We start from the raw sequence: 23,930 nt of genomic DNA on the forward strand, positions 1-23,930 counted from the left end.
GCGGCCTCTGCTTAGGTAGCCGGAACACGAGCGGTTCCGGGCTGCACCCGGCGCATCGACGCGTCCAGCATCCCGGTGTCGCGCAGCTTTTCCAGATGCGGCAGCCGGGTGAACTTCTGGAAGAAGTCGTCGTAGGTGAGGCCACGCGCGGTGTACTCCTGGAACAGCTCGTCCGCCCCGGCCTGCACGGTCCACAGCGCGCGAAACCCGATGGCGGAGCGGGCCGCCGAGAAGTCGACCCGATAGGAACGCGGGTCGGCGCCGCTCTCGCCGGTGATGTTCAACCGGGAGCCAGGCACCGCCTCCACCACCGCGCGGGCGATGTCGGCGACGGTCAGGTTATTGGCCTCGGTGCCGATGTTGAAGGCGCGGCAGTGAATTGCCGCCGGTGGCGCGGTGAGGCAGTTGGCGAAGGCCCACGCGATATCGCGGGCGTGCACCAGCGGCCGCCACGGTGTCCCGTCGGAGAGCACCTTCACCTCGCCGGTCAGCGTCGCGTAGCCGACCAGATTGTTGAGCACGATATCGGCTCGTAACCGTGGCGAGAACCCGAATGCCGTTGCGTTGCGCAGGAATACGGGGGAGAAGCCGGAGTCGGCCAGCGCGGCGACATCGTCCTCGACGCGCACCTTGCTCTCCGCGTACGGGGTGATCGGACGCAGCGGCGCGTCCTCGGTGACCAGATCCGCCCCGGCCGCGCCATAGACCGAACAGGTCGAGGCGTACAGGAAACGTCGCACGCCGGCCTCTTTGGCGAGCTGGGCCAGCCGGACCGACGCGTGATGGTTGATGGCGTAGGTGATTTCGGGCGCCAGCGCGCCGAGCGGATCGTTGGACAGCGCGGCGAGATGGATGACCGCATCGAAGCCGCGCAGCTGTTCGACGGTCACGTCGCGCAGGTCCATGGTCAGCCCGGTCGGATCGCCCGGCAGGTCGCCGAGCACACAGTCGGCGAAGAAGCCCGCGTCGAGACCGACCACCTCGTGCGCGTTGGCGCGCAGGATCGGCACCATGACGGTGCCGAGGTAGCCCTGGTGTCCGGTGACTAGTACCCGCATGGCTACACACCTCCGAAATCGATGACGGCCTTGTCGAGTACGAATGCCTCGGCGTGCCCGGTATGGCACTGCACGCCGCGCAGCCGGGTGAGCGCGGTGAATGCCTGCTCGTCGAACCAGTCCCGGTGTGCCTGGGACGGATAGTGCTTCAGCAGCAGCCGCGATTTCTCCTCGGCGAGTTCGGCGGTGAGCCGGTGGTACATGCTCGCGGCGGGTGTGTCGCTCTCCCACTTGAGGATCTCGTAACCGAGCACCAGGTGATCGCGGAACTCGGTCGGCACCAGCTCGGCGAGCAGCCGGTGATCCTGGTGCGCGTCGCCGCGCTGCGGTGCGAAGACCAGATCGGGATCGGTGCTGGCACGAAAGGTGTTGAGTTCGTTCTTGATTCGGTCCCAGTGGGCGGGTGCCCTGCCGTCGGGCAGGTCGAGCACGGTGAGCTCGATCTCGGCGCCGGGGCAGAACGCGTCCAGCGCAAGGGTTTCCTCGTCCGCGCGCGCCGAGCCGCCGCCGGACAGCACCAGCGCGCGCACCCGAAGCCCCGGGTGCGCGCGGGACAGCGTCAGCAGGGTGGCGCCCATCCCGATGGCGATATCGTCGCAATGCGCACCGAGCACGGCGATCTCGGCGACCGCCCCGACGCTCAGCTGGATCACGCGTTCTCCCAGACCATCCACGGCCGTGCGCCGGACTGGTAGCCCGCGTCGAGTTCGGCCCGCTCCTTGAACGTGTCCGCTGGCTTCCAGAAGCCGAGGTGCTGGTAGCCGAACAACCGTCCCTGCCCGGCGAGCGTGCCGCAGGCGTCCGCGACGAGATCGCCGCCGGGCGGCAACAGGTCGAAGATCTCCTGGTTGAGCACGAAGTAGCCGCCGTTCTCCCACAGCGGCATGCGCGACACCGGCATGATCTCCTTGACCTCACCGGTCGGTTTCATGTCGACGCAGTGGAACGAGGACTGCGGCGGGACCACCATCATCGAGGCGGCCGCGCCGGATTCGGTGAACTTCTCGATCATGTGATCCAGCGGTGCGTCGGTGAGCACGTCGGCGTAGTTGGCGAGGAAGCGTTCGTCGCCGGCGACGTGCTCGCGGACCCGGCGCAGGCGCTCGCCGATGGGCGATTCCAGGCCGGTGTCGACGAAGGTGATCTTCCAGTCGCTGATGTCGGAGCGCAGCATCTCCACCCGGCCGTCCCGGATGACGAAGTCGTTCGACACCGACTCCTGGTAGGTGAGGAAGAAGTTCTTGATGTGCAGGCCGCCGTAGCCGAGGCACAGGATGAACTCCTTGTGGCCGTAGTGCGCGTAATAGCGCATCACGTGCCAGAGCAGCGGTCGCGGACCGACCAGCTGCATGGGTTTCGGGATCATGTCATCGGTGCCATCACGCATCCGCATGCCGTATCCACCGCAGAACAGCACAACCTTCATCGTGCTCCCCTCCCTGTCATTTCTGAATGTCGAGCGCTGTTCACGTCGTTGTGACTGGTGAGGTCGGCACGATGCAGTGCCGGCAGTGGGTAGACCAATTCGGCTCCCCACGAGGCGATGTGGCGGAGCTGCTCGGTGATCTCGGCTTCGAGATTCCAGGGCAGCACCAGGACGACATCGGGTCGATCCAGCTCGATCCGTTCGGGTGCGTGGATCGGGATCCGGGTGCCCGGGGTGAATCGTCCGTGCTTGTACGGGTTTCGGTCAACGGTGTACTCGAGTAGGTCGGTGCGGATGCCGCAGTAGTTGAGCAGGGTGTTGCCCTTACCCGGCGCGCCGTAGCCGACCACGCGCTTGCCAGCGGCGCGCTGGTCGAGCAGGAAACGCAGCAGGTCGTGCCGGACCGCCTCGGTGCGCGGGCGCAGCTCGGCATAGCCGTCGACCTGGTGCAGGCCCGTATCTTGTTCCAGCCGAAGCACTTCCGCGACTCGGCTACTGGGTACGGCACCCAGTTCGGTCGGTCGGGCCCACAGCCGGATCGATCCGCCGTGCGTGTCCAGCAGTTCTACGTCGACGACCGAGAGATTGGCCGTCGCGAGCGCGCGTTGCGCCGAGTGCACGGTGTAGTACTGGAAGTGTTCGTGGTAGATGGTGTCGAACTGGCCGAGTCGCAGCAGGTTCAGCGCGTGGTGCACCTCGATGGAGAGCCAGCCGTCATCGGCCATCAGCTCGCGCAGCGACCTGGTGAAACCGCGCAGGTCGGGCACGTGCGCGTAGACGTTGTTGGCCACCACCAGATCCGCGGGCCGGTGCGCCGCGCGAATCTTCGCGGCCGCCTCCTCGTCGAGGAAGGTGGTCTCGGTGGGCACGCCCGCCGCGCGCGCGGCGTTGCCGACGTTCACCGACGGCTCGACGCCGAGGCAGGGGATGCCAGCGGCCACCGCGTGCCGCAGCAGATATCCGTCGTTGCTCGCCACCTCGACGACGAACGAGTCAGCGTCCAGTTCGAGTCGCTTGATCGCTTGCGCGACAAAGGTTTCCGCGTGTCGCACCCAGCTGTCGGAGTACGACGAGAAGTACGCGTACTCGGTGAACGTCTCCTCCGGCGTGATCAACGCCGGGATCTGTAACAGCAGGCAGTCCGCACACAGCCGAAGATGGAGCGGGTACGTTGTTTCGGGAAGATCGAGTTCGCCGGGCGCGAGGAACTTTTCGCACGGCGGCGTCGCCCCCAAGTCGAGCACACTCGTCAAACGTTCGGAATCACACAGTCGACACAGCAACGCAGCCCACCTTCTGCCGAGAGTCATACTTCCGGCGCATTGCCGGCGCACCCCTGACGTCGACCCGATCCAGTGAGACGTTACAACGAAAGCCCCGCGTGTCGTAGTCGAAACCAGCTGGCCGAGAAGTAATTTCCGGTACTTTTCAACCGTTTCCGGCGAGTAGCTTCCCGGCCGCTACCGAGGGGCTTAGTGGATCGGGGTTCATGGGACGAATTCGCCTGTGGGTAGCGAAGGTTCGCGACCTGGCCTCATGCGGCTCTGCGCACCGAAAGCATACCGGGGTGGCAAACCGACCGTTCCCTTATCGGCTACCGCTCGGAACACTCTGCGGCCCTGATGATTCGACATGTGAAACGGATTGTGTTCTGTAACAATCGGCTTCTGACCGCCGAAGGACGGGACACCCGAGGCGGTCAGGCTGGTGCCGTGGGGACCGATCAACGCAGATCGGGGGGCTACTTTCTTCTCTCCCATGGGGAGGTGCGTTTTCATGAGCTTCGAGCTCGCCGACGACGACGATCTGGACTACCGTCGATCGCCACACATCCTGCCGCGCTCCGAACGTGAGCGATGGCAGGCCGAGTATGTAAGGCGCTTAGGCGCAACGGATTTCGGCGTGATCGTGGCGGCCATGGTGCTCGCCCAGATCATCCGTTTCGGCGGACCCGCCGCGCCACCGCTGGCGTGGCACCTGCCCTATGAGGTTGGGTACACGGTGGTTTCCGGCGCGCTCGCGCTCGCCTGGGCCGCGTTCCTCGCGGTCGGCCACACCCGATCGCCGCAGGTGGTCGGCAGCGGCAGCGAGGAGTACCGGCGACTGGTCTCGGCGACGCTGCGACTGTTCGGCGTGCTCGCGATCTTGTCGCTGGTTTTCCAGATCGAGTTCGCTCGTGGCTACTTGGCTATTGCACTACCGCTCGGTCTGTTCGGGTTGATGCTGAGCAGATTGCTCTGGCGGATCCACGCGCGGCAACGGCGCGGGCGGGGTGAGTACCGGACCTCGGTGCTCGTCGTCGGCTGCGCGGAGGCGGCGCAGGCGATGGCCAACGCGTTCGCGGGCGACCCGGCCTCCGGATACCGGGTGGTCGGTGTGTGTATTCCCAATGGCCTCAACGAGATCACCGAGTACATCCGGGAACCCTCGGGGCACACGTTCTCGGTGGTCGGCAGCGACCGCACGGTGCTCGACGCGGTCCGCCGCAGCGGCGCCGACACCGTCGCGGTCACCGCCACCGATCACCTCGGGCCGATCGAATTGCGCAGGATGGCCTGGGAACTCGACCCGCTCGGCGTCGAACTGATCGTCGCGCCGGGCGTGGTCGATATCGCGGGCACCCGATTGACGAATCGTTTCGTCGCCGGGGTCCCGATGTTGCACATCGCCAAACCGCAATACGATCGGGCCAAGTCGACCGGCAAGGCGGTGTTCGACGTGTGCTTCGCGGCCGCCATCCTGGTCGCGATCGCGCCGACCATGCTTGCCATCGCGCTGGCGGTGAAGCTGACAAGTCCGGGTCCGGTGTTCTATCTGTCGGAGCGAATCGGGCGGGGCGGCAAGCCGTTCCGGATGATCAAGTTCCGCAGCATGTTCACCGAGGCGGAGGCGAGCGTCGACGCGCTCATCGAACGCAACGGCGGCAACCCGGTCTTCTTCAAGATGAAAGACGACCCGCGCATCACCCCGGTCGGCAAGGTGATCCGCAAGTTCAGCCTGGACGAACTGCCGCAGTTCTTCAACGTGCTGCGCGGGGAGATGAGCGTGGTCGGCCCGCGCCCGCAGGTGCAGCGCGAGGTGGACAGCTACGACGGCGAGATGCGGCGCAGGCTGCTGGTCAAGCCGGGAGTCACCGGGCTGTGGCAGGTCAGCGGCCGATCGGATCTGTCGCTGGAAGACTCGGTGCGACTTGACCTTTCCTACGTGGAGAACTGGTCCATGGTGCTCGACCTGTTGCTCATCGCCAGGACGATCGGCGCGGTGACGCGGGGCGCGGGCGCCTACTGAGCGGCCGGGATCTCCTGTGCCAGTTCGTGGAACACGGCGGTGTTCATCGCGAAGGCCTGCTTGCCTTCGTCGATCACGCGGCGGCGTTCGAGATCGTCGAGCGGCAGCTGGTCGAGCAGGGCGTGGTATTCGCGCTTGAAGGCGGCGGGGTTGGCGACGGCGTCGAAGACGTAGAAGCGGACGCCGTCGCCGCGGTGCGTCAGGTTCCACAGCTTCGCGGCGGTCTTGCCGATGATCTGTCCGCCGGACAGGTCGCCGAGGTAGCGGGTGTAGTGGTGCACGACGTACCCGGCGGGCCAGTCGCGCGCGCACTCGTCGATGCGCGCGGCGTAGGCCGCGGTCGCGGGCAGTGGCTTCAGCTCGTCGCGCCAGCGCGGTCCGACGAGGTGATCGAGGTCGCGCTCGAGTTCGGCGGTGCGGGCCAGCTCGGGGCGGATGAACGGTCCGGCGACGGGGTCGGCGGCGAGGGTGTCCCAGCGGTGTTCGAGTGCGCGGTAGACGAACAAGAGCTGACCGGTGTAGCGGTGATACGAGTCGACCTCGAGTGCGCCGCCGAGCATGTCGGTCATGAACCGCGAGGTGTTCGCGGCCACGTGTTGTTCGGTGGTGGCACTGCGGATCTGCGTAGAGAACGGTGCTGCCTCTGTCATGTCCGAACCACCTCACCTGATCACCGGCCGGGCGGCCATGGAGTATGGCTACCCTAACTAACTCATCTGACGATACCGGTTCCGCGTGCGGACCGCAGCTGACTGGCTCACTGAATGGGCGGCGGTCTGCGCCAGCCCCTCGGCCGGATCCGTCGCACGATCGGGCGGCGCAGCGCACCGAAGCGGCGCAGGATGCGCGGCCGCCGAACAGTACGGTCGAACCATTCGCCAAGGGTGACGCCCGCGGCCAGCGCGCACCCGACGCCGAACGCGGCAAGCAACTGGTTGGCGCCGATCACCAGCTGATCGTTGAGCAGCGCGTTGAGGCCGCGATACAGCTTGAGACCCGGCAGCAGCGGAGTGATGCCTGCGACCGCGACGACCAGCGGGGGAGTCAATGCCCGCCGGGCCATCAGACCACCGGCCATGCCGATGACCGTCGCCGCGACACCCGAGGAGAGCACGGGGCCGAAGCCGGACTGCTGCACCATCAGGTAGCAGATCGTGCCCGCCGCGCCGCTGAGCGCCGCGGCAGCGAGCGCCCGCTTCTCCGCGTAGCAGGCGAGCGCGAACGCGAGCGCGGCGACCGCACCGGCGACGATCTTGACGGGCAGGTCGGTGATATCGCGCGTGTTCAACAGGAACGGCGGCACGGTGGCGTCGAGCGACCAGCCGATGCGCAACGCGATGGCGATGCCTGCGATGATGCCGCCGGTCATGATCATGACCTCGAGCATGCGGGCGGTCGCGGTGATCGGTGCTCCGGTTATCCCGTCCTGCACCGCGCCGACCAGTTGTAATCCACTGAGCAGCACCGTGATTCCGGCCGCGATGATCAGCGACGGATCCACGTCGATGCCGAGCGGGCCCGCCAGTGTGGCCAGCACGACGGCGGGTGTCGCGGCGATCAGGCCACCCACCATGTGCTGGAAGAAGAACGGTAGGCCGTAGCGATTGAGCACGCGGTTCGACCGGTCGATGGCGAGCGTGGTGGCGAAACTGACCGCGGCGACGACGATTCCGCCGCCGAGCAGTGCGGCGATGGCCGCGGCGAGCAGCGACCAGCCGAAGGTGGCCGTCCAGCGGTGGTAGGGGTGCGGTGCGGTGGTGATCGCGTCCAGTGCGGTGCGTGCGTCTTCCGGCGCGACCACCTCGTTGCGGATGCGCCGGGTGAGTCGATCGACGGCGGCGAGCCGGGTGAAGTCCAATGATCGGTAGCGCACGATGCGCATGCTGCTTGCGGGCGGCAGCCGGGGGCCGCGATCGGTCCAGATCCTGATGGAGTCGTAGGTGACGTCGACATCGCAGCGGACCAGCCCGTAGGTGGCGGCGATGAAACGGACCTGGGTGGTCGTATCGATCACGCCGGTGCCCGAGGCGAGCACCACCTCGCCGACCCGGACCGCGAGATCGAGCACCTCGGCGACCGCCGCGTCATCGGTGAGGTCGATCGGTTGCAGCGGTGAGGGTGCCGCGATGATCGTGTCCGCGGTCGCCGGACGATCGGCGACCAGCTTGCCGACCGCCTGACTCACCACCGGGATTCGCCGCCCCCGCCGGAACAGTCGCCGCCGACCGAGATGATCGACCCGCGTCTCCGTGCTGTCGCCTCCCGGCAGCGTTGTTGAATCCATGCACGCGAACGTAGTCACCTTTCGGCGATCTTCGCATCCTGGCTGGCACAACGGGGCGCCGACCGCGTGTCGGGGAACGTCCGAGGTGCCGGACGGCGGGGGCGGCCGTCCGGCACGGAGTTCAGCGGGCGTAGCTGTCTTGCTCGGCGAGCAGTCGGGTCAGTGCGCGACGCAGTTCTCGGTCCGGCTGGGCGGGCAGGTCCGTCGCGCGCCAGGCGATGAAGCCGTCCGGCCGGATGAGTGTCGCGCCGGTGGCGGTGATGCCGTAGGCGGCGAGGAACTGGCCGTCGGCGTCGTCGAAATCGGTGCCGATGCGATAGGCGCGCAGGTCGAGATCCATTGCGGCGGAGACATTTTCCGTCGCATCGGCCCATTCCACACCGGCCGCGCCGGCCAGTAGGGTGAACGCGCCGTCGAACAGGTCGAGGGTGGAAAGTTTCGCGCCGTCCTGGTGCAGCCAGACGTGTGGCGCGCGCAGCCCCGGCCGGCCGCTGGGGTGGCGGGGGTCCTCGACGGGCTCGTCGGGGAGCGGGGTTTCGGCGTGGATGGCGGCGGAGCGGTAGCGGTATCCGAGGATCATGGTGAGGTCATCGATAGTCGCCGCGTCGTCGCCGGTTCCACTGTGGCGGCCCTGCAGTCGCTGCATCGCCTGATCGAGTGTGACAAGAGCAACAGGGCGGCGCTCGTCTTGATAGGTGTCCAGAAGTGACTCGCCTGCTTGCCCTTTGAGGACCGCGGCGAGTTTCCACGCGAGGTTGTTGGCGTCGGCGATGCCGGTGTTCGCGCCGAAGGAACCGGTGGGTGGGACGACGTGTGCGGCGTCGCCGACGAAGAAGATCCGGCCGACCCGGTACCGGTCCGCGACCCACGCGCCGATCCTCGTGGTGGCGACCTTCTGATCCGACCCGGCCATCAGGGGCACGAGGGTGAGTTCGAGCCGCGGATCGCCGATCGCGCGGCGGGCCAGTTCGATGCAGCGCTGCTCGGTGAAGTCGTCGGCGGTCTCGCCCGACTCGGGGCCGTAGGGGATGCCGAGGGACCATCGGCCGAATTCGCGGCCGGGTACGAGGGCGGTGCCCTTCGTCGGCTGATCGAAATAGCCGAGCAGGAACCGGCGGTCGCGCAGTGCCGCGCTCAGGTCGGCGTCGAAGACGAAGCTCGCGGCTTTGATCAGCTCGCCAGGCCCTTCGGCGCCGATGCCGAGCTGGGTGCGGATGCCCGCGCGATTGCCGTCGGCGGCCACCAGGTAGTCCGCGTGAATGCGATGGTCGGTGCCGGTCGCGAGGTCGCGGACAAGAGCTGTCACACCGTCCTCGGTGGCGTCGAAGGAGATCAGCGCGGTGCCGAATCTCACGTCGGCGCCGTGGTTTTCGGCATCGGCGCGCACGACGCATTCGAGTTCGTCCTGATCGATCATGGTCCAGTCGGTCGGGCTGAGGGTGGCTGGCGGCCGGACCTGGCTGAGGATGTCGACCCGGAAACGTTCCTGGCCTGTCAGGGTGTCCGCGCCGATCATCTCCGGGAAGTCGGCCAGGATCGAGGTCCGGTCGCGGATCGCCCGCTCCAAGCCGAGCGCCCGATAGATCTCCATCGAGCGCGGGTTGAAGGCCCGCGCCTGCGGTTGCAGTGCGGTGGAGGCGTGCCGTTCGACCAGCGTTGGGCGAATTCCCGCCCTGGCCAGGAACAGCGCGGTGGACAGGCCGGTGATGCCTCCGCCAACGATGAGGACCTTGGTCTGCGTGTCGGCTGAATGTGTGTTCACGACGGGTTTCTCCTGACTGGCGGTACGGTCCTCCCATCATTCAATCGATTGCACTGCTCTGTCAATCATATGATTGATTAACTTGCGTTGATGGCTGAAACTGCTATGCGTATGTAGAATCAGTGCGTGCCGTCGTCGAAACCCCGCAGGTCACCCAAGCCGCAGGAGCGTCAGCGCGATCCCGAACGCACCCGTCAGCTGATCCTGGACGCGGCCGAGGCCGAGTTCGCCGCGCACGGATTCCAGGGCGCGCGGACCGCCGCGATCGCCGCCCGCGCCGGGGTCAACCCGCAGCTGATCTCGTACTACTTCGACGGCAAAGAGGGCCTGTACCAGGCGATGTCGCAGCGTTGGCAGCAACGCCGCCGCGAACTCGTTCCCCCGGAAACGCCGCTGCCCGAACAGTTCCGCCGCTACGCGCTCGAGGCGCGCGACAACCCGGACGGTGTTCGTCTGATGGCGTGGGGTGGACTCGAATACACCGGCCCCGACAGCGATCCGGACCACGCGCCGCGCGCGAAAATGCTCGAGCACAGCGTCGAGGAGTTGCGCACGCTGCAGGCCGAGGGTCGCCTGCCCGCCGAACTGGACCCGGCCGCGCTGCTGGTCATGCTGATGGCCGCGGCCATGGCACCCACCACGCTGCCGCACGTCATCGAGGGTGTCTGCGGAACCGACCCGCGCGCACCCGAATTCGTCGATCACTTCGCCGACCAGGTCGCCCTGCTCGTTCGACTGCTCGGGCGCGAAAGCGGCTAGGCATTCATCGGCTCACGCTGAAGCGGCCTCCCACGCGAATCCGTCGAGGTCGGCGAAGTGGCCGATATTGCCGCCGAGGACGATGCGGTGCGAGCCGGAGCCCTCCGACGGGACGCCCGCGTCCTTGGCGGCGGCGTTGCGGCCGTAGAGGGCAAGCTTGACCGTGGACGGCGGGGTTTCGAATTCGACGTACTTGCTGCCGAAGCTCTTCGCCACGGCAAGGCCGCGGTCGACGTAGAACTGCTTGGTCGCCTTGACGTTGTCGACGCCGAGCAACACCACGAAATCGTCGACCTCCCGGGTGGCCGGGCCGGTGTCCTTCTTCGACGACGTCGCGATCTTCCAGATCGCCCCGTCCGGAGCCTGGACGATGCCGCCGTAACCCCAGAAGCTTTTCTTGGCGGGCTTCAGCGTGGTCGCGCCGCCGTCGAGGGCGGTGCCGATGAGGCTGTCGACGGTGCTCGGCTGCGACACCACCAGCGACAGCAGGTAGCCGCGGAAGCCGGTTGTCGGCGTCTCGGCGGCACGGACGCGCAGTTTGTCGCCGAGGCCGAACGCCGCGGCATAGAAATCCGCGGTGGCGGCGGGGTCGGTCGCCTCCAGGGTGACGGCTTCGATAGTGGCCTGATCAGTGGTTATGTTCATGCCGATAACGCTATGTGCTGGGCGATGACCGGCGCTTCTCGATTCCTGACCGGTCTGCTCAGGCGCGGTCGGCGGTGAGGTCGAGGATGTCGATGCCGCGGTTGTTGTCGGCCACATAGGCGAGGCCACGGTGCCAGTAGGGTGCCCATGATGCCGCGTCGGCGGGACGGTAGTAGGCGATCTGCTTCGGGTTGGTCGGGTCACTGACGTCGAGGAATCGGGTGCCCTGCGCGTAGAACGACTGGACAAGGACCTTGTCCTGCACGTCGAAGTAGTGGGCCGAGCAGTCGGCGGAGGCGGGGTCGCTGCCCTCCTGCCCGGCGACGCCCCAGGTGCCAATTGTGTTGAGCCGGAACGGTTTTTCCGGGGTGGAGCGCCAGCCCTCGCCGCCGTAGGAGCCTTCCAGCGACGCGATGACGAGCACGCCGTCGCCCGCACAGCCGTCGACGAAGCTCTCCTCGGTGGCGTAGATCAGGTTTCCGTCGGCCAAATGCCCGGTGCTGCCGCCGTCCTTCGCGCGGTCGCCGATCGGGCGGAAGCTGTTGTGCATGAACTTGGACGGCGCGGCCGTCTCCTTGATCCCGCCGCCCGCGTACGGAACCGGGTCAGTGGGCGACGCCATCCGGAGCTTGCCGGTCAGCGGGTCCTTGTGCCTGCCAGCTGTCCAGTACCCGCGCACGCCGCCGCGACCGGAGGCCCAGGCGACGCCCGTCTCGTCCACCTGCACGTCGTGCACGTAATCGGTCTGACCGTCGTTGCGCGCCAACTCGATCGGATTGGGCGAGACCTTCGGGTGGCGGGGATCCCTGACATCGGTGACCCAGATCGGGCGACCGCCCCACTCGGCGGGCATGTTGTCCGCCTTGGCCGGTCCGCCGGTCCACAGGTACTGGCAGTCGTTGATGCAGGTGGTGGTGTGGCCCGCAGGCACCTTGACGTAGCTGAGCACGGCCGGCTTCTCCGGCTTGGCCAGGTCGACCACGTAGATGCCGGACTCGCCGTTGTGCACATTGCCGCCGAAGGCGCGTGGGTCGCGAGACAGGAAGACGCGCTTGCGCACCGGGTCGACCTCGGTGTCCTCGGTCTCCCACATCCCGGGCATACTCAACTGCCCGATCAGCTTCGGCGCGGCCGGATTCGCCGTGATGTCATAGGTTTTCAGTCCGAACTCGCCGGAGACCACCATGACGTCCCTGGCGCCGTACTGCAGAAACTGCAGCGAGATCGCGCCTTTCGCGTCGGGGACGTTGCCGACCGCCTTGACGTTCTTCTCCGCGCCGGGTGTGCCCGTGAGTTGCGCGGCGGCGCCGTGCGGGCCGTCCTCCTCGCCGCAGGCGAGAGCGGGCAAGGTGGTGGCGGTGAGGGTCGCCGTGACGGTGAACAACAGCAGGGACGACCGGAGCAACCAGCGGCGCACAACTACCTCCCAGCGCGATATGACCGTTTATGACCAGGGATTTCTGGTCGCCGAGATGTCCTCACTGTAAATGTCGGCGGCTGTGTCGCGATCCCCACACTGCGATACCCGTAACTGGGGAACGGCTTTCGGGTGGTCGGGCGCGTGATGGCAGGCAGGGCTATGTAATTCGCGCATTCGCCAGTGAATGATGTTGATATGACGGGTGATCCACGGCTGAGAATGGCGGCTCGTCGCGGGTGGGGGAGCCGCAGCATGCGCCTTGTCGCCGCGTTCGCCATGCTCCTGCTCGGCATCACCGGCTGCGCTGAATCGGCCGAGTCGGCGAAGCCTGGTGTGCTCACCGTCGGTGTTCGCGAACCGGCCACGCTGCTGCCCGCCGACGTGCGCGATCAGGCGGGCCGCATGATTGTCGGCGCGCTGTGGACGCCGCTGGTCGACTACGACGCGGCGACCGGGAAGAGCACACCACGTGCCGCGGCATCGGTCGCCAGCGCGGACCAAATGACCTGGGAGATCAGGCTATCCGCAGACAACCAGTTCCACGACGGGACACCGGTCACCGCGCAATCCTATGTAGACACCTGGCGGACGGTCGCGGACCAGCGGTGGACTGGCTCCGGTGTGCTCACGGAAGTGTTGCGCGCCAAGGAGATCAGCGCGCAGGACGAGCACACCCTGCGGATCGTGCTCGACCGGCCGTTCGGCCAGGTGCTCGCCGTGCTGGCTTCGCCTGCGCTGCTACCCCTTCCGGCCTCGGTACTGGCATCACGGGACTGGGCGGGCTTCGCCGTCAACCCGATCGGCAATGGACCGTACCGGATGGCCGAGGCGTGGCGGCCGGGTTCGGGCGGTCGGCTCGTGCGAGTCGGCGACGCGACCGGCAAAGCACGCGAAATCCAGTTCAGGGTGGGCGATTCCGCCGCGCAATACGATCAGGTGAAGGCGGGCTCGCTCGACCTCGCCAGCGAGGTCCCCGGCGCACGACACGACGCCATGCACCATGATTTCACCGACCGGCACGCGATGTGGCCGCTGCCCGAGGCCAGCTACCTAGCGTTTCCCTTGGCCGACAAGCGTTTCGACGACGCGGCCGTGCGGCACGCGTTCGCCATGGCAGTGGATCGCACGGCATTGGCATCGGGCCCCCTCGCCGACCAGGTCGACCCCGCCCGCGCGATCCTGCCACCCGGCATAGCCCCCGGCGAACGCTCCGGCACCTGCCGACCATGCACCCACGACCAGGCCGCCGCGAAATCACTGCTCAGCCAAGTCCCCTTCACCGGCCCCGTCACGATGTACTTCGGCGCCGGACAAGAACAATGGGCACGCCAACTCGCCGACCAGCTCCACACCGCCCTCGCCGTCGAGGTGACCACCAGACAGCGCGCCGACGAGCCAACCCCACCCACCGACGGCCCCTTCCTGATCACCCGCTCGCTGAGCACACCGAGCCCGCACGAACTACTCGCCGCACTGGGAAAGACCACCGAATACACCGATGAAGGCTTCACCCAACTCCTAACCGCCGCCGATTCCGCCGGCACACCAGAAGAAAGCGGTCAGCTATACCGAATCGCCGAAAACCAACTACTCCGCGACCTCCCAGCAGCACCCCTATGGTCCGGCCACGGACACGCAGTCTGGTCCAAGCGGCTCCGTAACGTGACAGCAATCCCGTTGCGCGGCATAGACCTTCCCTTGATCTCGATGTGACGCCGACCAGACCCCTGCCCGCCTCCCGGTCAGGGCTGACGGAACCGGTTGAAGGGCGGACGCGTGAATCGAGATCCGGTCCGCCGCCCGGTCGTTCGATGAGCTCCTAGTTGGACCAGTACTGCAACATCGGTTCACTGGCTAGTTGCGTTGAACCCTGAGTTATGACAAGTGCGTCCCGCGATAGTGAGTACCGCACTCCTGCGTTTGTCACGGTAAATCCGGTCTCGGTGCGTACCGGATCATCGATCTCTACCGACGACCCGTCGCTGAGACGCATTCCCTTGTAGTACAAGCGACCTACTCCAGTTTCACAGATCAAGACAAGTGACTGGGCGGTGCGTCCGGTAGCGACGGCCGGATTCGTGGAGTTGCAGTGTACCCCCGAAACGTCCACCGACCCTTGACTATCGGTGCCCGACGACTGTGGCACTGGGATGACGGCTTTCTGCTGATCAGCGGATGCCGTCAAGGTGAGCTGGATGTCGTTCACCTTTACTGCTACGTCGCTCGGAGGAATCGTGAGATATCCGTCGCCCTGGACGATCTCGTTGGCGATAATGCACTCGGATTCGCCGGTCAAGCACGAGAGACGCGCCCAATATCCGCCGGATGAACTGGTCAGATGGACAGCGTACTCACCAGGCTGAATATCGGTGCCGACCTTGAGAATGCCATTTTGGGGCAGTCCCTTCGGCGCGAGGGAAGGCGATCCCGAGGGTGCAACAGGGACTGTTTCCGGCGCTACGAGTTCAGCAGGGGCGGCAGGAAAGGAATTTTCTGGCGCCGTGGGTCTGGCAGGATCGGAAGTCGTTGGTGTCGCTCCATACTGATCCTGCCCTGCGCAACTTGCGAGCAATGCCAGGGCGGGGACAACGATTATCCAGAGTCTATTCACGGAACAGCCTTCACGGTAGCGCGCCCACCCTGCGCAGTTATATGTATGGTCGGCAATTCCCCGCAGAGTGTTACACCGGCCACACTGCGATGGCGATGCTGCCGAACGAGTATTGGCAAACCACAGGCGTTCGTCACGCGAGGATGTCTCGGCATTTGCGGCCCGCCGCTCTGCAGCGAGTTAGCAGCGATGTACCCATCTGCGCGATAGCGTTGGCGGCATGTGTCTGCCACCGAAACGCCTTACCGTTGGCGATCTCTGAGCGATAGTTCATACCGGGCAATTCGGTACGAGCGAGGGATACGACGATGGGGAATCCGGGGGCAGCTGCTGGGATGCGGTTTGCGCGGATCGTGGCTGCGAGTGTGGCTGGGACGACGATCGAGTTCTATGACTTCTTCCTGTATGGGCTGGCTGCGGCGTTGGTGTTCAACAAGGTGTTCTTTCCGGCCGGTGATCCGCTGACCGGGGTGTTGCTGGCGATGGTTACCTATGCGGTCGGGTTTTTGGCGCGGCCGCTCGGCGGGGTGTTGTTCGGGCACCTGGGGGATCGGCTGGGGCGGCGGCGGACGTTGTCGGTCACGTTGGTGGTGATGGGTGGTGCGACGGTTGCGATCGGTCTCATTCCCTCGTATGCCAGCATCGGGGTGGCGGCGCCGATTGTGTTGGTGCTGCTGCGGTTGGTGCAGGGGCTCGCGTTGGGTGGGGAATGGGGTGGCGCGGTTTTGCTGGTGGCCGAGCACGGGTCGGCGGCGCATCGCGGGTTCTGGAGTAGCTGGCCGCAGACGGGTGGGCCGCTGGGGAATCTGCTTGCCACCGGAGTGCTTGCCGCCCTTGGTCTCGGTGTTTCCAACAGCGAATTCCAGGACTGGGGTTGGCGGATTCCGTTCCTGCTTTCGATAGTGCTTGTGGTGGTGGGGATTTGGCTGCGGCACTCGGTGGAGGAGTCGCCGATCTTCCTGGAGGCGCAGCGGCGCAGGACAACTCAGGATGGGCAGGCGCCGGTCCGGATCGTTGTGGGGCGCTATCGCAAGCAAGTGCTGATGGCTGCGCTCGCGGATGTCGGGGAGAAGGCAACGTACTACACGTTCAGCATCTTCCTGCTCGCCTACCTCACTCAAGTGGTGCACGTACCGAAATCCACTGCGCTGACCGCGATTACGATCGCATCGGTGTTCCAGGCGATCGCGATCGTGCTGGGCGGCGCGATCGGCGACCGCTACGGCCGACGCGTGACCAGCGTGATCCTCGCGGTGCTGATCGCGGCATGGGCACTCGCCGCACTCCCACAGGTCGACAGCGGCAGCGCGGTCCGGATCACCATGGTCATCACGATCGGCCTGACCCTGCACGGCCTGCTGACGGGCGCGCAAGCGCCATTCTTCGCCGAGCTGTTCCCGAGCGAAGTCCGTTACACCGGAGCATCATTGGGTTACCAGCTCGCGACCATCGTCGGCGGATCACTGGCCCCGATCATCGGAGTCGCACTGCTGCACCGCTATCCGTCGACCGTCCCCATCACCGTGCTGCTGTGCCTGATGCTGGCCTGCACCGCGGCCGCGTTCCTCTGGGCAGGCGAGACCCGAGGACGCGACCTACGCGAGGTCGAAGCGGACGCGACGATCAGCGCGCCGACCGAGCAGCCCAAATCGGCATCCACGTCCTGAACATCGGGACGTGGATGCCGATCCAGCGGCGACTACCCCCGCTCGAACACGCTTGCGTCACTGAGCATTTCCGCCCGCAGCATCGACTCCGGCACACCCATGCCCTCGACAAGGGTGAGCGCCTCCGGACGCAGCCGGTCGACCAGCTCATTGACACCGCGCCGGACCGCCTTCGCCCGCTCGACGGACATGAACCGGTGCATGATGTACCAGGCCTGGTTCTCCTCAAGGGTGGAGTACACGTAGAGGTCGCAGACCGTTTCGGCGAGCGCGCGGGCGTCCGGATCCTGAATTCCCTCGATGCCCTCGATGAAGGCCTCCAGGATCAGCCGGTCGATGTGCGCGGTGCCCGCGGTGAGGATGTGGTCCTGGGCGTTGTTGAAGGCCTCGAACGGGGTGGTGTCCTCGGCGCGGGCGCGCAGCCGGTGACCGGCGGTGCGCACCAGGTACTCCTCGCGGTCGGCGAACAGCTGCAGCTGTACCGCGCGACGGGCCAGATCGCCGTCGTCGACCGAATCGTTCGAACCGTCGCGCAGGCGCTGGATCAGCTGCCGCACACCGGTCACCTTGCGGACCTCGTCCCCGGCCATGGTCGCGGCGAACTTCACCCAGCCGAGCGCGTCCAGGTCGCGTACCTCGTCGGAGTACGCGGTGAGCAGCTCCTTCGCGACCAGCTGGGTGAGCACCACATTGTCGCCCTCGAAGGTGGTGAACACATCGGTGTCCGCCTTGAGCGTGACGAGCCGGTTCTCGGTCAAATAGCCTGCGCCGCCGCATGCTTCGCGGCATTCCTGGATGGCGCGGGTGGCATGGCGGGTCTGCGCGACCTTCAGGCCGGCGGCCCGCTTCTCCAGTGCCCGTTGCGAACTCGGGTTGAGATCCTGGCCGGTCTGCACGAGATGCATCCGGCGCACGAGGTCGTTCTGCGCGAACGCCAGCGCGTAGGTCTTGGCGACGAGAGGCAACAGCCGCCGCTGGTGGCTGCGGTAGTCGAGCAGCACCGTCTCCTGCCCGCTGTCGGGGTCGGAGAACTGCCTGCGCTTGAGCGCGTACCGAAGGGCGATGCTCAACGCGACCCGGGTGCCCGCCGACGCGGCGCCGCCGACGCTGACCCGCCCGCGCACCAGCGTGCCGAGGGTGGTGAAGAAGCGACGGCTCGGGTTCTCGATCTCGGAGTAGTAGGTGCCGTCCGGCTCGACGTCGGCGTACCGATTGAGCAGGTTCTCCCGCGGTATGCGCACCTGATCGAACACGATGCGACCGTTGTCGACGCCGGGCAGACCACCCTTGAGCCCGTCGTCGAAGGTGGTCACGCCGGGCAGATCGGCACCGCTCTCGTCGCGGATCGGTACCAGCAGGCAGTGCACACCACGACCCTCACCCTTGGTGATCAACTGCGCGAAAACCGCTGCCATTCGCGCGTGTTCGGCGGCGCCGCCGATGTAGTCCTTGCGCGCCGACGGCGTCGGCGAGTGGATCACGAACTCCTGCGTGTCCGGGTCGTAGGTCGCGGTGGTCTCGAGGTGGGCGACATCGCTGCCGTGCCCGGACTCGGTCATCGCGAAACAGCCGAGCAGATCCAGCGAGATCAGCCGTTTGATGTAGTCACGATGCCGCTCGGTACCGAGGTTCTCCACCGCCCCGCCGAACAGCCCCCACTGCACGCCGGCCTTCACCCACAGCGACAGATCCGCGTAGGCGAGCATCTCCAGCCCGGTCACCGCCCCGCCGGGTTCGCTGGTCCCGCCGTTTTCCCGGCGGAAACCGCGCTCGGCGTAGTCCATCGTGGCAATGACCCGCATCTGATCGAGCACCCGCGCCCGGGCGCCCTTGTAATCGAGGTAGGAGTCCGCGGCGAACCTGTCGTCCGCGAGCTGGATTCGGGCCTGCTCCCTGATCTCGCCCCACGGTCCGTCCAGTGCCGCGCGTAGGTGATCCGCCGTCGTTGCGATGCCGGTAGTCATAACTCGACATTAGCCCGCGCCGCGCCGACCAAACCGTGACTGTTGACACGACATACCGGGCGAGGCTCTTGTGGTGCATTGAACGGGTGTTTAGTATATTGAACATGTGTTTAACGAACAGCCCGTACCGCAAGGACCCGCCACGGATCTGACCACGGCGGCCCGAATACGCGACGCCGCGATCGAGGTCTTCGGCAACGAGGGGTTCCAGGTCGGCGTTCGCGCCATCGCGAAGGCGGCGGGTGTCTCGCCGGGTCTGGTGAATCACCACTTCGGCTCCAAGGACGGCCTGCGTGCCGCCTGCGATGAGCGGGTGCTGCAACTGATCCGCGACGAGAAGCTCAAGGCGATCACCGCGGGCAGCCTCGCGAAGGGCATGCTTGCCGCCCTGGCCGAGATCGAGGTGTACGGACCGCTGGTCGCCTACATGGTGCGCAGCCTGCAGGCGGGCGGTCCGATGGCACGGTCGCTGTTCGATCACATGGCCGAAGACGCCGAGGTCTACATCCAGCAGGGCATCGAGGCCGGTGCGATCAAGCCGAGTCGCGACCCGGCGGCGCGTGCCAGATACCTGATGATGCTCAACGTCGGCGCGACCCTGCTCTGGGTGCAGATGAATCAGCGACCCGGCGAAAAGCTCGATTTCCGTAAGGCCATCCGTGAGCTGACCGAAGAGCTCACACCCCCCGCCCTGGAGTTCTACACCCAGGGCCTGCTCACCGACCCCACGCTTTTGGACACCTTCATCAAGGAGCAATGATGTCCGAGGTCATTCGAATCAACGATCTCCGAAAGACGTTCGGCCACGTGGCCGCGCTGGACGGACTGAATCTGACTGTCAGAGAAGGGGAGATCCACGGCTTCCTAGGGCCGAACGGCGCCGGCAAGTCGACGACCATCCGCGTGCTGCTCGGTATTCTGCGTGCCACCGCCGGTCAGGCCGAGCTGTTCGGACGTGATCCATGGCGCGACGCGGTCGCGCTGCATCGCGAACTCGGTTATGTGCCAGGTGATGTCACGCTGTGGCCGTCGCTGTCGGGTGGTGAGACGATCGATCTGCTCGCCAGGATGCGCGGCGGCATCAACAAGGAGCGCCGCGCGGAATTGATCCAGCGGTTCGATCTGGATCCGCGCAAGAAGGCCCGCACCTACTCCAAGGGCAACCGGCAGAAGGTCGCGTTGATCTCGGCGCTCGCCTCCGACGTTCAACTGCTGCTGCTCGACGAGCCCACCTCGGGCCTGGATCCGTTGATGGAGCAGGTATTTCGGGAATGCCTCGAGGAGGCCAAGCAGCGCGGCACCACGGTGCTGCTGTCGAGCCACATCCTCTCCGAAGTGGAGGCGCTCTGCGACCGGGTGACCATCATCCGGGCCGGACGCACCGTCGAGAGTGGCTCGCTGTCGGAGATGCGGCACCTGTCGCGGACCTCGATCACCGCCGAATTGCTCGGTGACCCAGGCGATCTCGCACGGATCTCGGGTGTCGACGATATCCAGTGGGACGGTAAGACGCTGCGCTGTCAGGTGGACAGCGAACATCTCGGCGAGCTGATCCGAGTGCTCGGCGACACCGGCGTGCGCAGCTTGACCAGCGCGCCGCCGACCCTGGAAGAGCTGTTCATGCGGCACTATCACGTGGACGGCGAGTCAACGGCGAAGCACGCTGCGGGCAAGGTCGAGAAGGTGGGGGCATGACCACGATCACCGCCGACCGTGCCTCGGCGGCACCGGCTTTCGGCGGTTCATCCGACTTCGCGGGCACCGGGCAGCTGCTGCGGTTATACCTGCGACGGGATCGGATAGTGCTGCCGCTGTGGGTACTGCTGATCGGTGTGATGCCCGCGTTCCAGGTCGCGAGCATCAAGGGGCTCTACGGCACCCAGGCCGAGCTCGACAGTTTCGCCAAGACCACCGCGAACAGTCCTGCGCTGCTTGCCATGTACGGGCCGGTGTTCGGCACCGAGCTCGGTTCCATCGGTACCTGGAAAGCGGGTGCCATGTACACGGTGATCGCCATCGCCGCGGTGCTCACCGTGATCAGGCATACCAGGGTCGAAGAGGAAACCGGCCGCGCGGAACTGGTCGGCGCCACCAGCATCGGCCGCTACGCCGGCCTGACCGCGGCGTTGGTGCTGACCTATGTGGGCTGCGTGATCGCCGGAATCGTCTGCGCCGCTTCGTTGTACGGCGACAAGCTGGCCGGGGCGGGCTCGCTCGGCTGGGGTAGCGTACTCGCCATGTCCGGCATCGTCTGGGCGTCGGTCGCGGCGGTCGCCGCACAGGTCAGCTCCGGTGCGCGGATCGCGCGCGGCATCGCCTTCGGCGCGCTCGGCATCGCCTTCGCGCTGCGCGCCGTCGGTGATGCGGGTAACGGTGTGCTGTCCTGGTTCTCACCGCTCGGCTGGTGCCTGCAGCTGCGGCCGTTCGCCACCGAGCGTTGGTGGACGCTGCTCCCACTGGTGCTGGTGGCCATCGTCGGGACCGGCGTGGCCTATCGGCTGCTGCGCACCCGCGACACCGGGTCCGGACTGCTTGCCGAACGCCTCGGCCCGCCGGTCGCCGATGCCGCGCTGTCCGGGCCGCTCGGGCTCGCCTGGCGTTTACAACGGGGGGCGTTGCTGGCCTGGGCGATCGGCTTCGCGCTGTACGGGATGCTGATCGGCGGCGCCGTGCACAGCGTCGGTGACATGCTCAACGGCAGTCAGGCGGTCCGTGACGTGATCAGCAGGATGGGCGGGTCGGCGATGCTGCAGAACTCGTTCATCAGCGCCGCGGTCACCATGCTCGCCATCGCCGCCGCCGCGTACTCGATCTCGGCCACGCTGCGACTGCACGAAGAGGAGTCGAGCTCGCGGGCCGAGGCCACCCTGTCCGGATCGGTGGGGCGTACCCGATATGCGTTGAGCCACATCGGATTCGCGTTGCTCGGCCCCGCGATAGCGCTACTGGTGGCCGGTACCGCGGTCGGCCTCGTCTATGGCACGGTCTCGGGTGACCTCGGTGCGAAACTGCCACAGTCGATCGGCGCGGCGGCGGTGCAGGTGCCCGCGGTCTGGGTGGTGACCGGAATCGCCGTGGCCATCTTCGGTTTCGCCCCCCGATTCACTCCGGTTGCCTGGGGTGTCCTGAGCGCTATGGTCGTGCTCTTCTTCGTCGGTTCGCTCAACGGGCTGCCGCAGTGGGTCGTCGACGTCGTGCCGTTCGTCCATCCGCCGAAGGTGCCAGGTGCGGAATTCCAAGTCGCGCCGGTGCTTTGGCTGCTGGTGACCGCCGCCGCACTGCTCGGGGTCGGCATCGCCGCCTTCCGCAGGCGAGACCTGCGCTGAACCGCAACGCAGTGGCCCGCGCGTGAGGTCTACGCGCGGGCCGCTGTCGTATCCAGGACTAGGCTGTGATGCCGAGCTTTCCGGCGAGCCGGTCGAGGTAGGCGCGCACTTCGTCGGTCGACCGGTCTGGCATGCCGAAAACGGCTTCGGTGACACCGGATTCGGCCCACTGCGCCAACTGTGCGGGGTTGGGTTTGCCCGCGAGCGCGATGACCTCCGGCGTGCCTTCGCGGCCGTGTTCACGCCAAATCCGGTGCAGCAGTGCGATTTTGTCGTCCACGCCGTCCTCGGTGGGGGTGGTGATCCAGCCGTCCGCGTTCTTGGCCAGCCAGGTGAACGACTGCTCGGTGCCCGCGGCGCCGAGATGCACCGGAATCCGCTTCTGTTTCGGCTTCGGCCACGACCAGCTGGCGCCGAAGTTCACGAATTCGCCTGCGAAGCTGGCTTCCTCGTCGGTCCAGATGGCGCGCATCGCGTCCAAATGCTCGCGCAGCACCGTGCGGCGCTTGTTCGGCGGCACGCCGTGGTTGGCGAGTTCGTCGGTGTTCCAACCGAATCCGACGCCGAGGCTGACCCGGCCGCCGGACAGGTGGTCCAGCGAGGCGATGGTCTTGGCCAGCGTGATCGGGTGGTGTTCGGCCGGTAACGCCACCGCCGTGGACAATCCGATCCTGGTCGTCACGGCGGCAATGGTCGCCAGCGCCACCCACGGATCGAGGGTGCGCAGATACCGGTCGTCCGGCAGGCTCGCATCACCGGTCCTCGGATGCGCCGCTGCCCGCACCACCGGGATATGCGTGTGCTCCGGCACGTAGAACGTGTCGAAACCGGCACCCTCGGCGGCCACCGCCGCGTCCGCGGGCGTAATGCCTCGATCGCTGGTGAACAACACAATCCCGTACCGCACCGTACGCTCTCCCATCGGCTAAACTAGAACAAGTTCTACCATGGTTCGGGGCGGGTACCAAGGGTTTGCCGCGCATCGGCCCGACTCGCTGAACTGTCCGCCCGCCGCATGCGTGTCACGAGTGTGCTGAGGTCATGGGCCGCCGGGCCGAGCGACGGACTGGGCCGAATTCGGTTCGGCAGGACTCGCCCGGTGCCGCCGCGCGCGTGAGGTGAGCCGCTGCGCCGCCCAGCACAGCGCGAGCACCATCGCGATGGCAGCGGCGGCGCCCCCGATGATGTCGGTGGGCAGGTGATAGCCCAGCCCGACCATGCCGACGGCCGCCGCGAACAGCGCGAGCACCGCCACCACGAGCGCGATGACCCGGGCGCGGACCGAATCGACAAGCACGATGAACGCGGTAGCGACCGCGACCAGATGCACGGTGTGCCCGCTGGGGTAGGCGAGATAGTCGTGTAAGTGCCGGTCGCAGAGCGGTTTCCACAGCACGGCATTGATGCCGACGGCGAGTTCGGGAACGATCACCATGATCGCGGCACGCCACCGGTCGCCGCGGTAGGCGAACCACGCGCCCGCGAGCAGCAATAGCGGCAGGAGGATGTAGCCGTTGCTGGGAATCACCAGCGCCTGATAGATGCCGGGCCGGGTGTCGAGCGCCGAGTGGATCGGCGTCGCGAGGGTGCGGTCGAGCGCGGTCGGGCCGCCGTCGGGTGGAAAGGTCGCGGGCAACAGTCCGGCGACCGCGCCGCCCAGTGCGATGCCGCCGAGCTGGTACGCGCCCCCGACGCTGAGGTCTTGCCGTAGTCCGAACAC

19 protein-coding genes are annotated in these 23,930 nt (G+C 66.7%); 7 read left to right on the forward strand and 12 right to left on the reverse strand.

What is annotated here, in order from left to right; all coding sequences use genetic code 11:
- Positions 1-11: 11 nt before the first annotated feature.
- Genes OG203_RS00265 through OG203_RS00280 form a run of 4 tightly spaced genes read right to left on the reverse strand, consistent with a single transcriptional unit; the run spans position 12 to position 3,767 of the window.
- Positions 12-1,058 carry an NAD-dependent epimerase/dehydratase family protein gene (locus OG203_RS00265; RefSeq protein ID WP_405163595.1) on the reverse strand — a complete coding sequence of 349 codons (1,047 nt, stop codon included), beginning with the start codon at positions 1,056-1,058 and terminating at the stop codon, positions 12-14.
- Between the two features lie 2 nt (positions 1,059-1,060).
- Positions 1,061-1,711: a PIG-L deacetylase family protein gene (locus OG203_RS00270; protein ID WP_405163596.1), complete on the reverse strand. Its 651-nt coding sequence runs from the start codon at positions 1,709-1,711 to the stop codon at positions 1,061-1,063.
- Positions 1,708-2,484, reverse strand: a complete 777-nt coding sequence (locus OG203_RS00275) for a glucose-1-phosphate cytidylyltransferase (RefSeq protein ID WP_405163597.1) — start codon at positions 2,482-2,484, stop codon at positions 1,708-1,710. Before OG203_RS00275 ends, OG203_RS00270 begins: the two co-directional genes overlap by 4 nt.
- Positions 2,481-3,767, reverse strand: coding sequence for a class I SAM-dependent methyltransferase (locus OG203_RS00280; protein WP_405163598.1), 1,287 nt, complete (start codon positions 3,765-3,767; stop codon positions 2,481-2,483). Before OG203_RS00280 ends, OG203_RS00275 begins: the two co-directional genes overlap by 4 nt.
- Before the next feature lie 493 nt (positions 3,768-4,260).
- On the opposite strand from OG203_RS00280, the gene OG203_RS00285 reads away from it, so the two are divergent.
- Positions 4,261-5,772: a sugar transferase gene (locus tag OG203_RS00285; RefSeq protein WP_405163599.1), complete on the forward strand. Its 1,512-nt coding sequence runs from the start codon at positions 4,261-4,263 to the stop codon at positions 5,770-5,772.
- Here OG203_RS00285 and OG203_RS00290 read toward each other — a convergent pair.
- From OG203_RS00290 to OG203_RS00300, 3 genes are all read right to left on the reverse strand, one after another.
- On the reverse strand, positions 5,766-6,422 hold the full coding sequence (locus OG203_RS00290) for a heme oxygenase (biliverdin-producing) (RefSeq protein WP_405163600.1): 657 nt from the start codon (positions 6,420-6,422) through the stop codon (positions 5,766-5,768). The two genes, OG203_RS00285 and OG203_RS00290, sit on opposite strands and share 7 nt — an antisense overlap.
- A 107-nt stretch (positions 6,423-6,529) precedes the next feature.
- Positions 6,530-8,056 (reverse strand): threonine/serine exporter ThrE family protein, encoded by a 1,527-nt coding sequence (locus OG203_RS00295; RefSeq protein WP_405163601.1) that lies wholly within the window; start codon positions 8,054-8,056, stop codon positions 6,530-6,532.
- 121 nt (positions 8,057-8,177) lie between these two features.
- Complete coding sequence (locus OG203_RS00300; RefSeq protein WP_405163602.1) at positions 8,178-9,818, reverse strand: FAD-dependent oxidoreductase; 1,641 nt, start codon at positions 9,816-9,818, stop codon at positions 8,178-8,180.
- A 126-nt stretch (positions 9,819-9,944) separates the two neighbouring features.
- On the opposite strand from OG203_RS00300, the gene OG203_RS00305 reads away from it, so the two are divergent.
- Positions 9,945-10,577 carry a TetR/AcrR family transcriptional regulator gene (locus OG203_RS00305; RefSeq protein WP_405163603.1) on the forward strand — a complete coding sequence of 211 codons (633 nt, stop codon included), beginning with the start codon at positions 9,945-9,947 and terminating at the stop codon, positions 10,575-10,577.
- 12 nt (positions 10,578-10,589) lie between these two features.
- On the opposite strand, the gene OG203_RS00310 is transcribed toward OG203_RS00305, so the two are convergent.
- Positions 10,590-11,222 (reverse strand): glyoxalase, encoded by a 633-nt coding sequence (locus tag OG203_RS00310; protein ID WP_405163604.1) that lies wholly within the window; start codon positions 11,220-11,222, stop codon positions 10,590-10,592.
- 58 nt (positions 11,223-11,280) lie between these two features.
- Positions 11,281-12,639, reverse strand: a complete 1,359-nt coding sequence (locus tag OG203_RS00315; RefSeq protein ID WP_405163605.1) for an LVIVD repeat-containing protein — start codon at positions 12,637-12,639, stop codon at positions 11,281-11,283.
- A 255-nt stretch (positions 12,640-12,894) separates the two neighbouring features.
- On the opposite strand from OG203_RS00315, the gene OG203_RS00320 reads away from it, so the two are divergent.
- The gene (locus OG203_RS00320) at positions 12,895-14,355 is read left to right on the forward strand and encodes an ABC transporter substrate-binding protein (protein ID WP_405163606.1); all 1,461 of its coding nucleotides are present in this window, start codon (positions 12,895-12,897) and stop codon (positions 14,353-14,355) included.
- 1,263 nt (positions 14,356-15,618) lie between these two features.
- On the forward strand, positions 15,619-16,920 hold the full coding sequence (locus OG203_RS00325) for an MFS transporter (protein ID WP_405163607.1): 1,302 nt from the start codon (positions 15,619-15,621) through the stop codon (positions 16,918-16,920).
- 32 nt (positions 16,921-16,952) lie between these two features.
- Here the strand turns inward: OG203_RS00325 and OG203_RS00330 are convergent, their stop codons facing one another.
- Positions 16,953-18,884 carry an acyl-CoA dehydrogenase gene (locus OG203_RS00330; RefSeq protein ID WP_405163608.1) on the reverse strand — a complete coding sequence of 644 codons (1,932 nt, stop codon included), beginning with the start codon at positions 18,882-18,884 and terminating at the stop codon, positions 16,953-16,955.
- Between the two features lie 106 nt (positions 18,885-18,990).
- Between OG203_RS00330 and OG203_RS00335 the strand changes: the two genes are divergently transcribed.
- Genes OG203_RS00335 through OG203_RS00345 form a run of 3 tightly spaced genes read left to right on the forward strand, consistent with a single transcriptional unit; the run spans position 18,991 to position 22,210 of the window.
- Entirely contained in the window at positions 18,991-19,644 is a 654-nt protein-coding gene (locus OG203_RS00335; protein WP_405163609.1) for a TetR family transcriptional regulator, read from the forward strand.
- Entirely contained in the window at positions 19,644-20,579 is a 936-nt protein-coding gene (locus OG203_RS00340) for an ATP-binding cassette domain-containing protein (protein WP_405163610.1), read from the forward strand. Before OG203_RS00335 ends, OG203_RS00340 begins: the two co-directional genes overlap by 1 nt.
- Positions 20,576-22,210, forward strand: coding sequence for an ABC transporter permease (locus OG203_RS00345; RefSeq protein ID WP_405163611.1), 1,635 nt, complete (start codon positions 20,576-20,578; stop codon positions 22,208-22,210). Before OG203_RS00340 ends, OG203_RS00345 begins: the two co-directional genes overlap by 4 nt.
- Positions 22,211-22,268: 58 nt before the next feature.
- Here OG203_RS00345 and OG203_RS00350 read toward each other — a convergent pair whose 3' ends face one another.
- Both OG203_RS00350 and OG203_RS00355 read right to left on the reverse strand, forming a co-directional pair.
- On the reverse strand, positions 22,269-23,117 hold the full coding sequence (locus tag OG203_RS00350) for an LLM class F420-dependent oxidoreductase (RefSeq protein ID WP_405167737.1): 849 nt from the start codon (positions 23,115-23,117) through the stop codon (positions 22,269-22,271).
- 132 nt (positions 23,118-23,249) lie between these two features.
- Positions 23,250-23,930, reverse strand: a complete 681-nt coding sequence (locus tag OG203_RS00355; protein WP_405163612.1) for a phosphatase PAP2 family protein — start codon at positions 23,928-23,930, stop codon at positions 23,250-23,252.

The sequence above is a fragment of the Nocardia sp. NBC_01499 genome (genome assembly GCF_045040275.1).
Lineage (GTDB): Bacteria > Actinomycetota > Actinomycetes > Mycobacteriales > Mycobacteriaceae > Nocardia.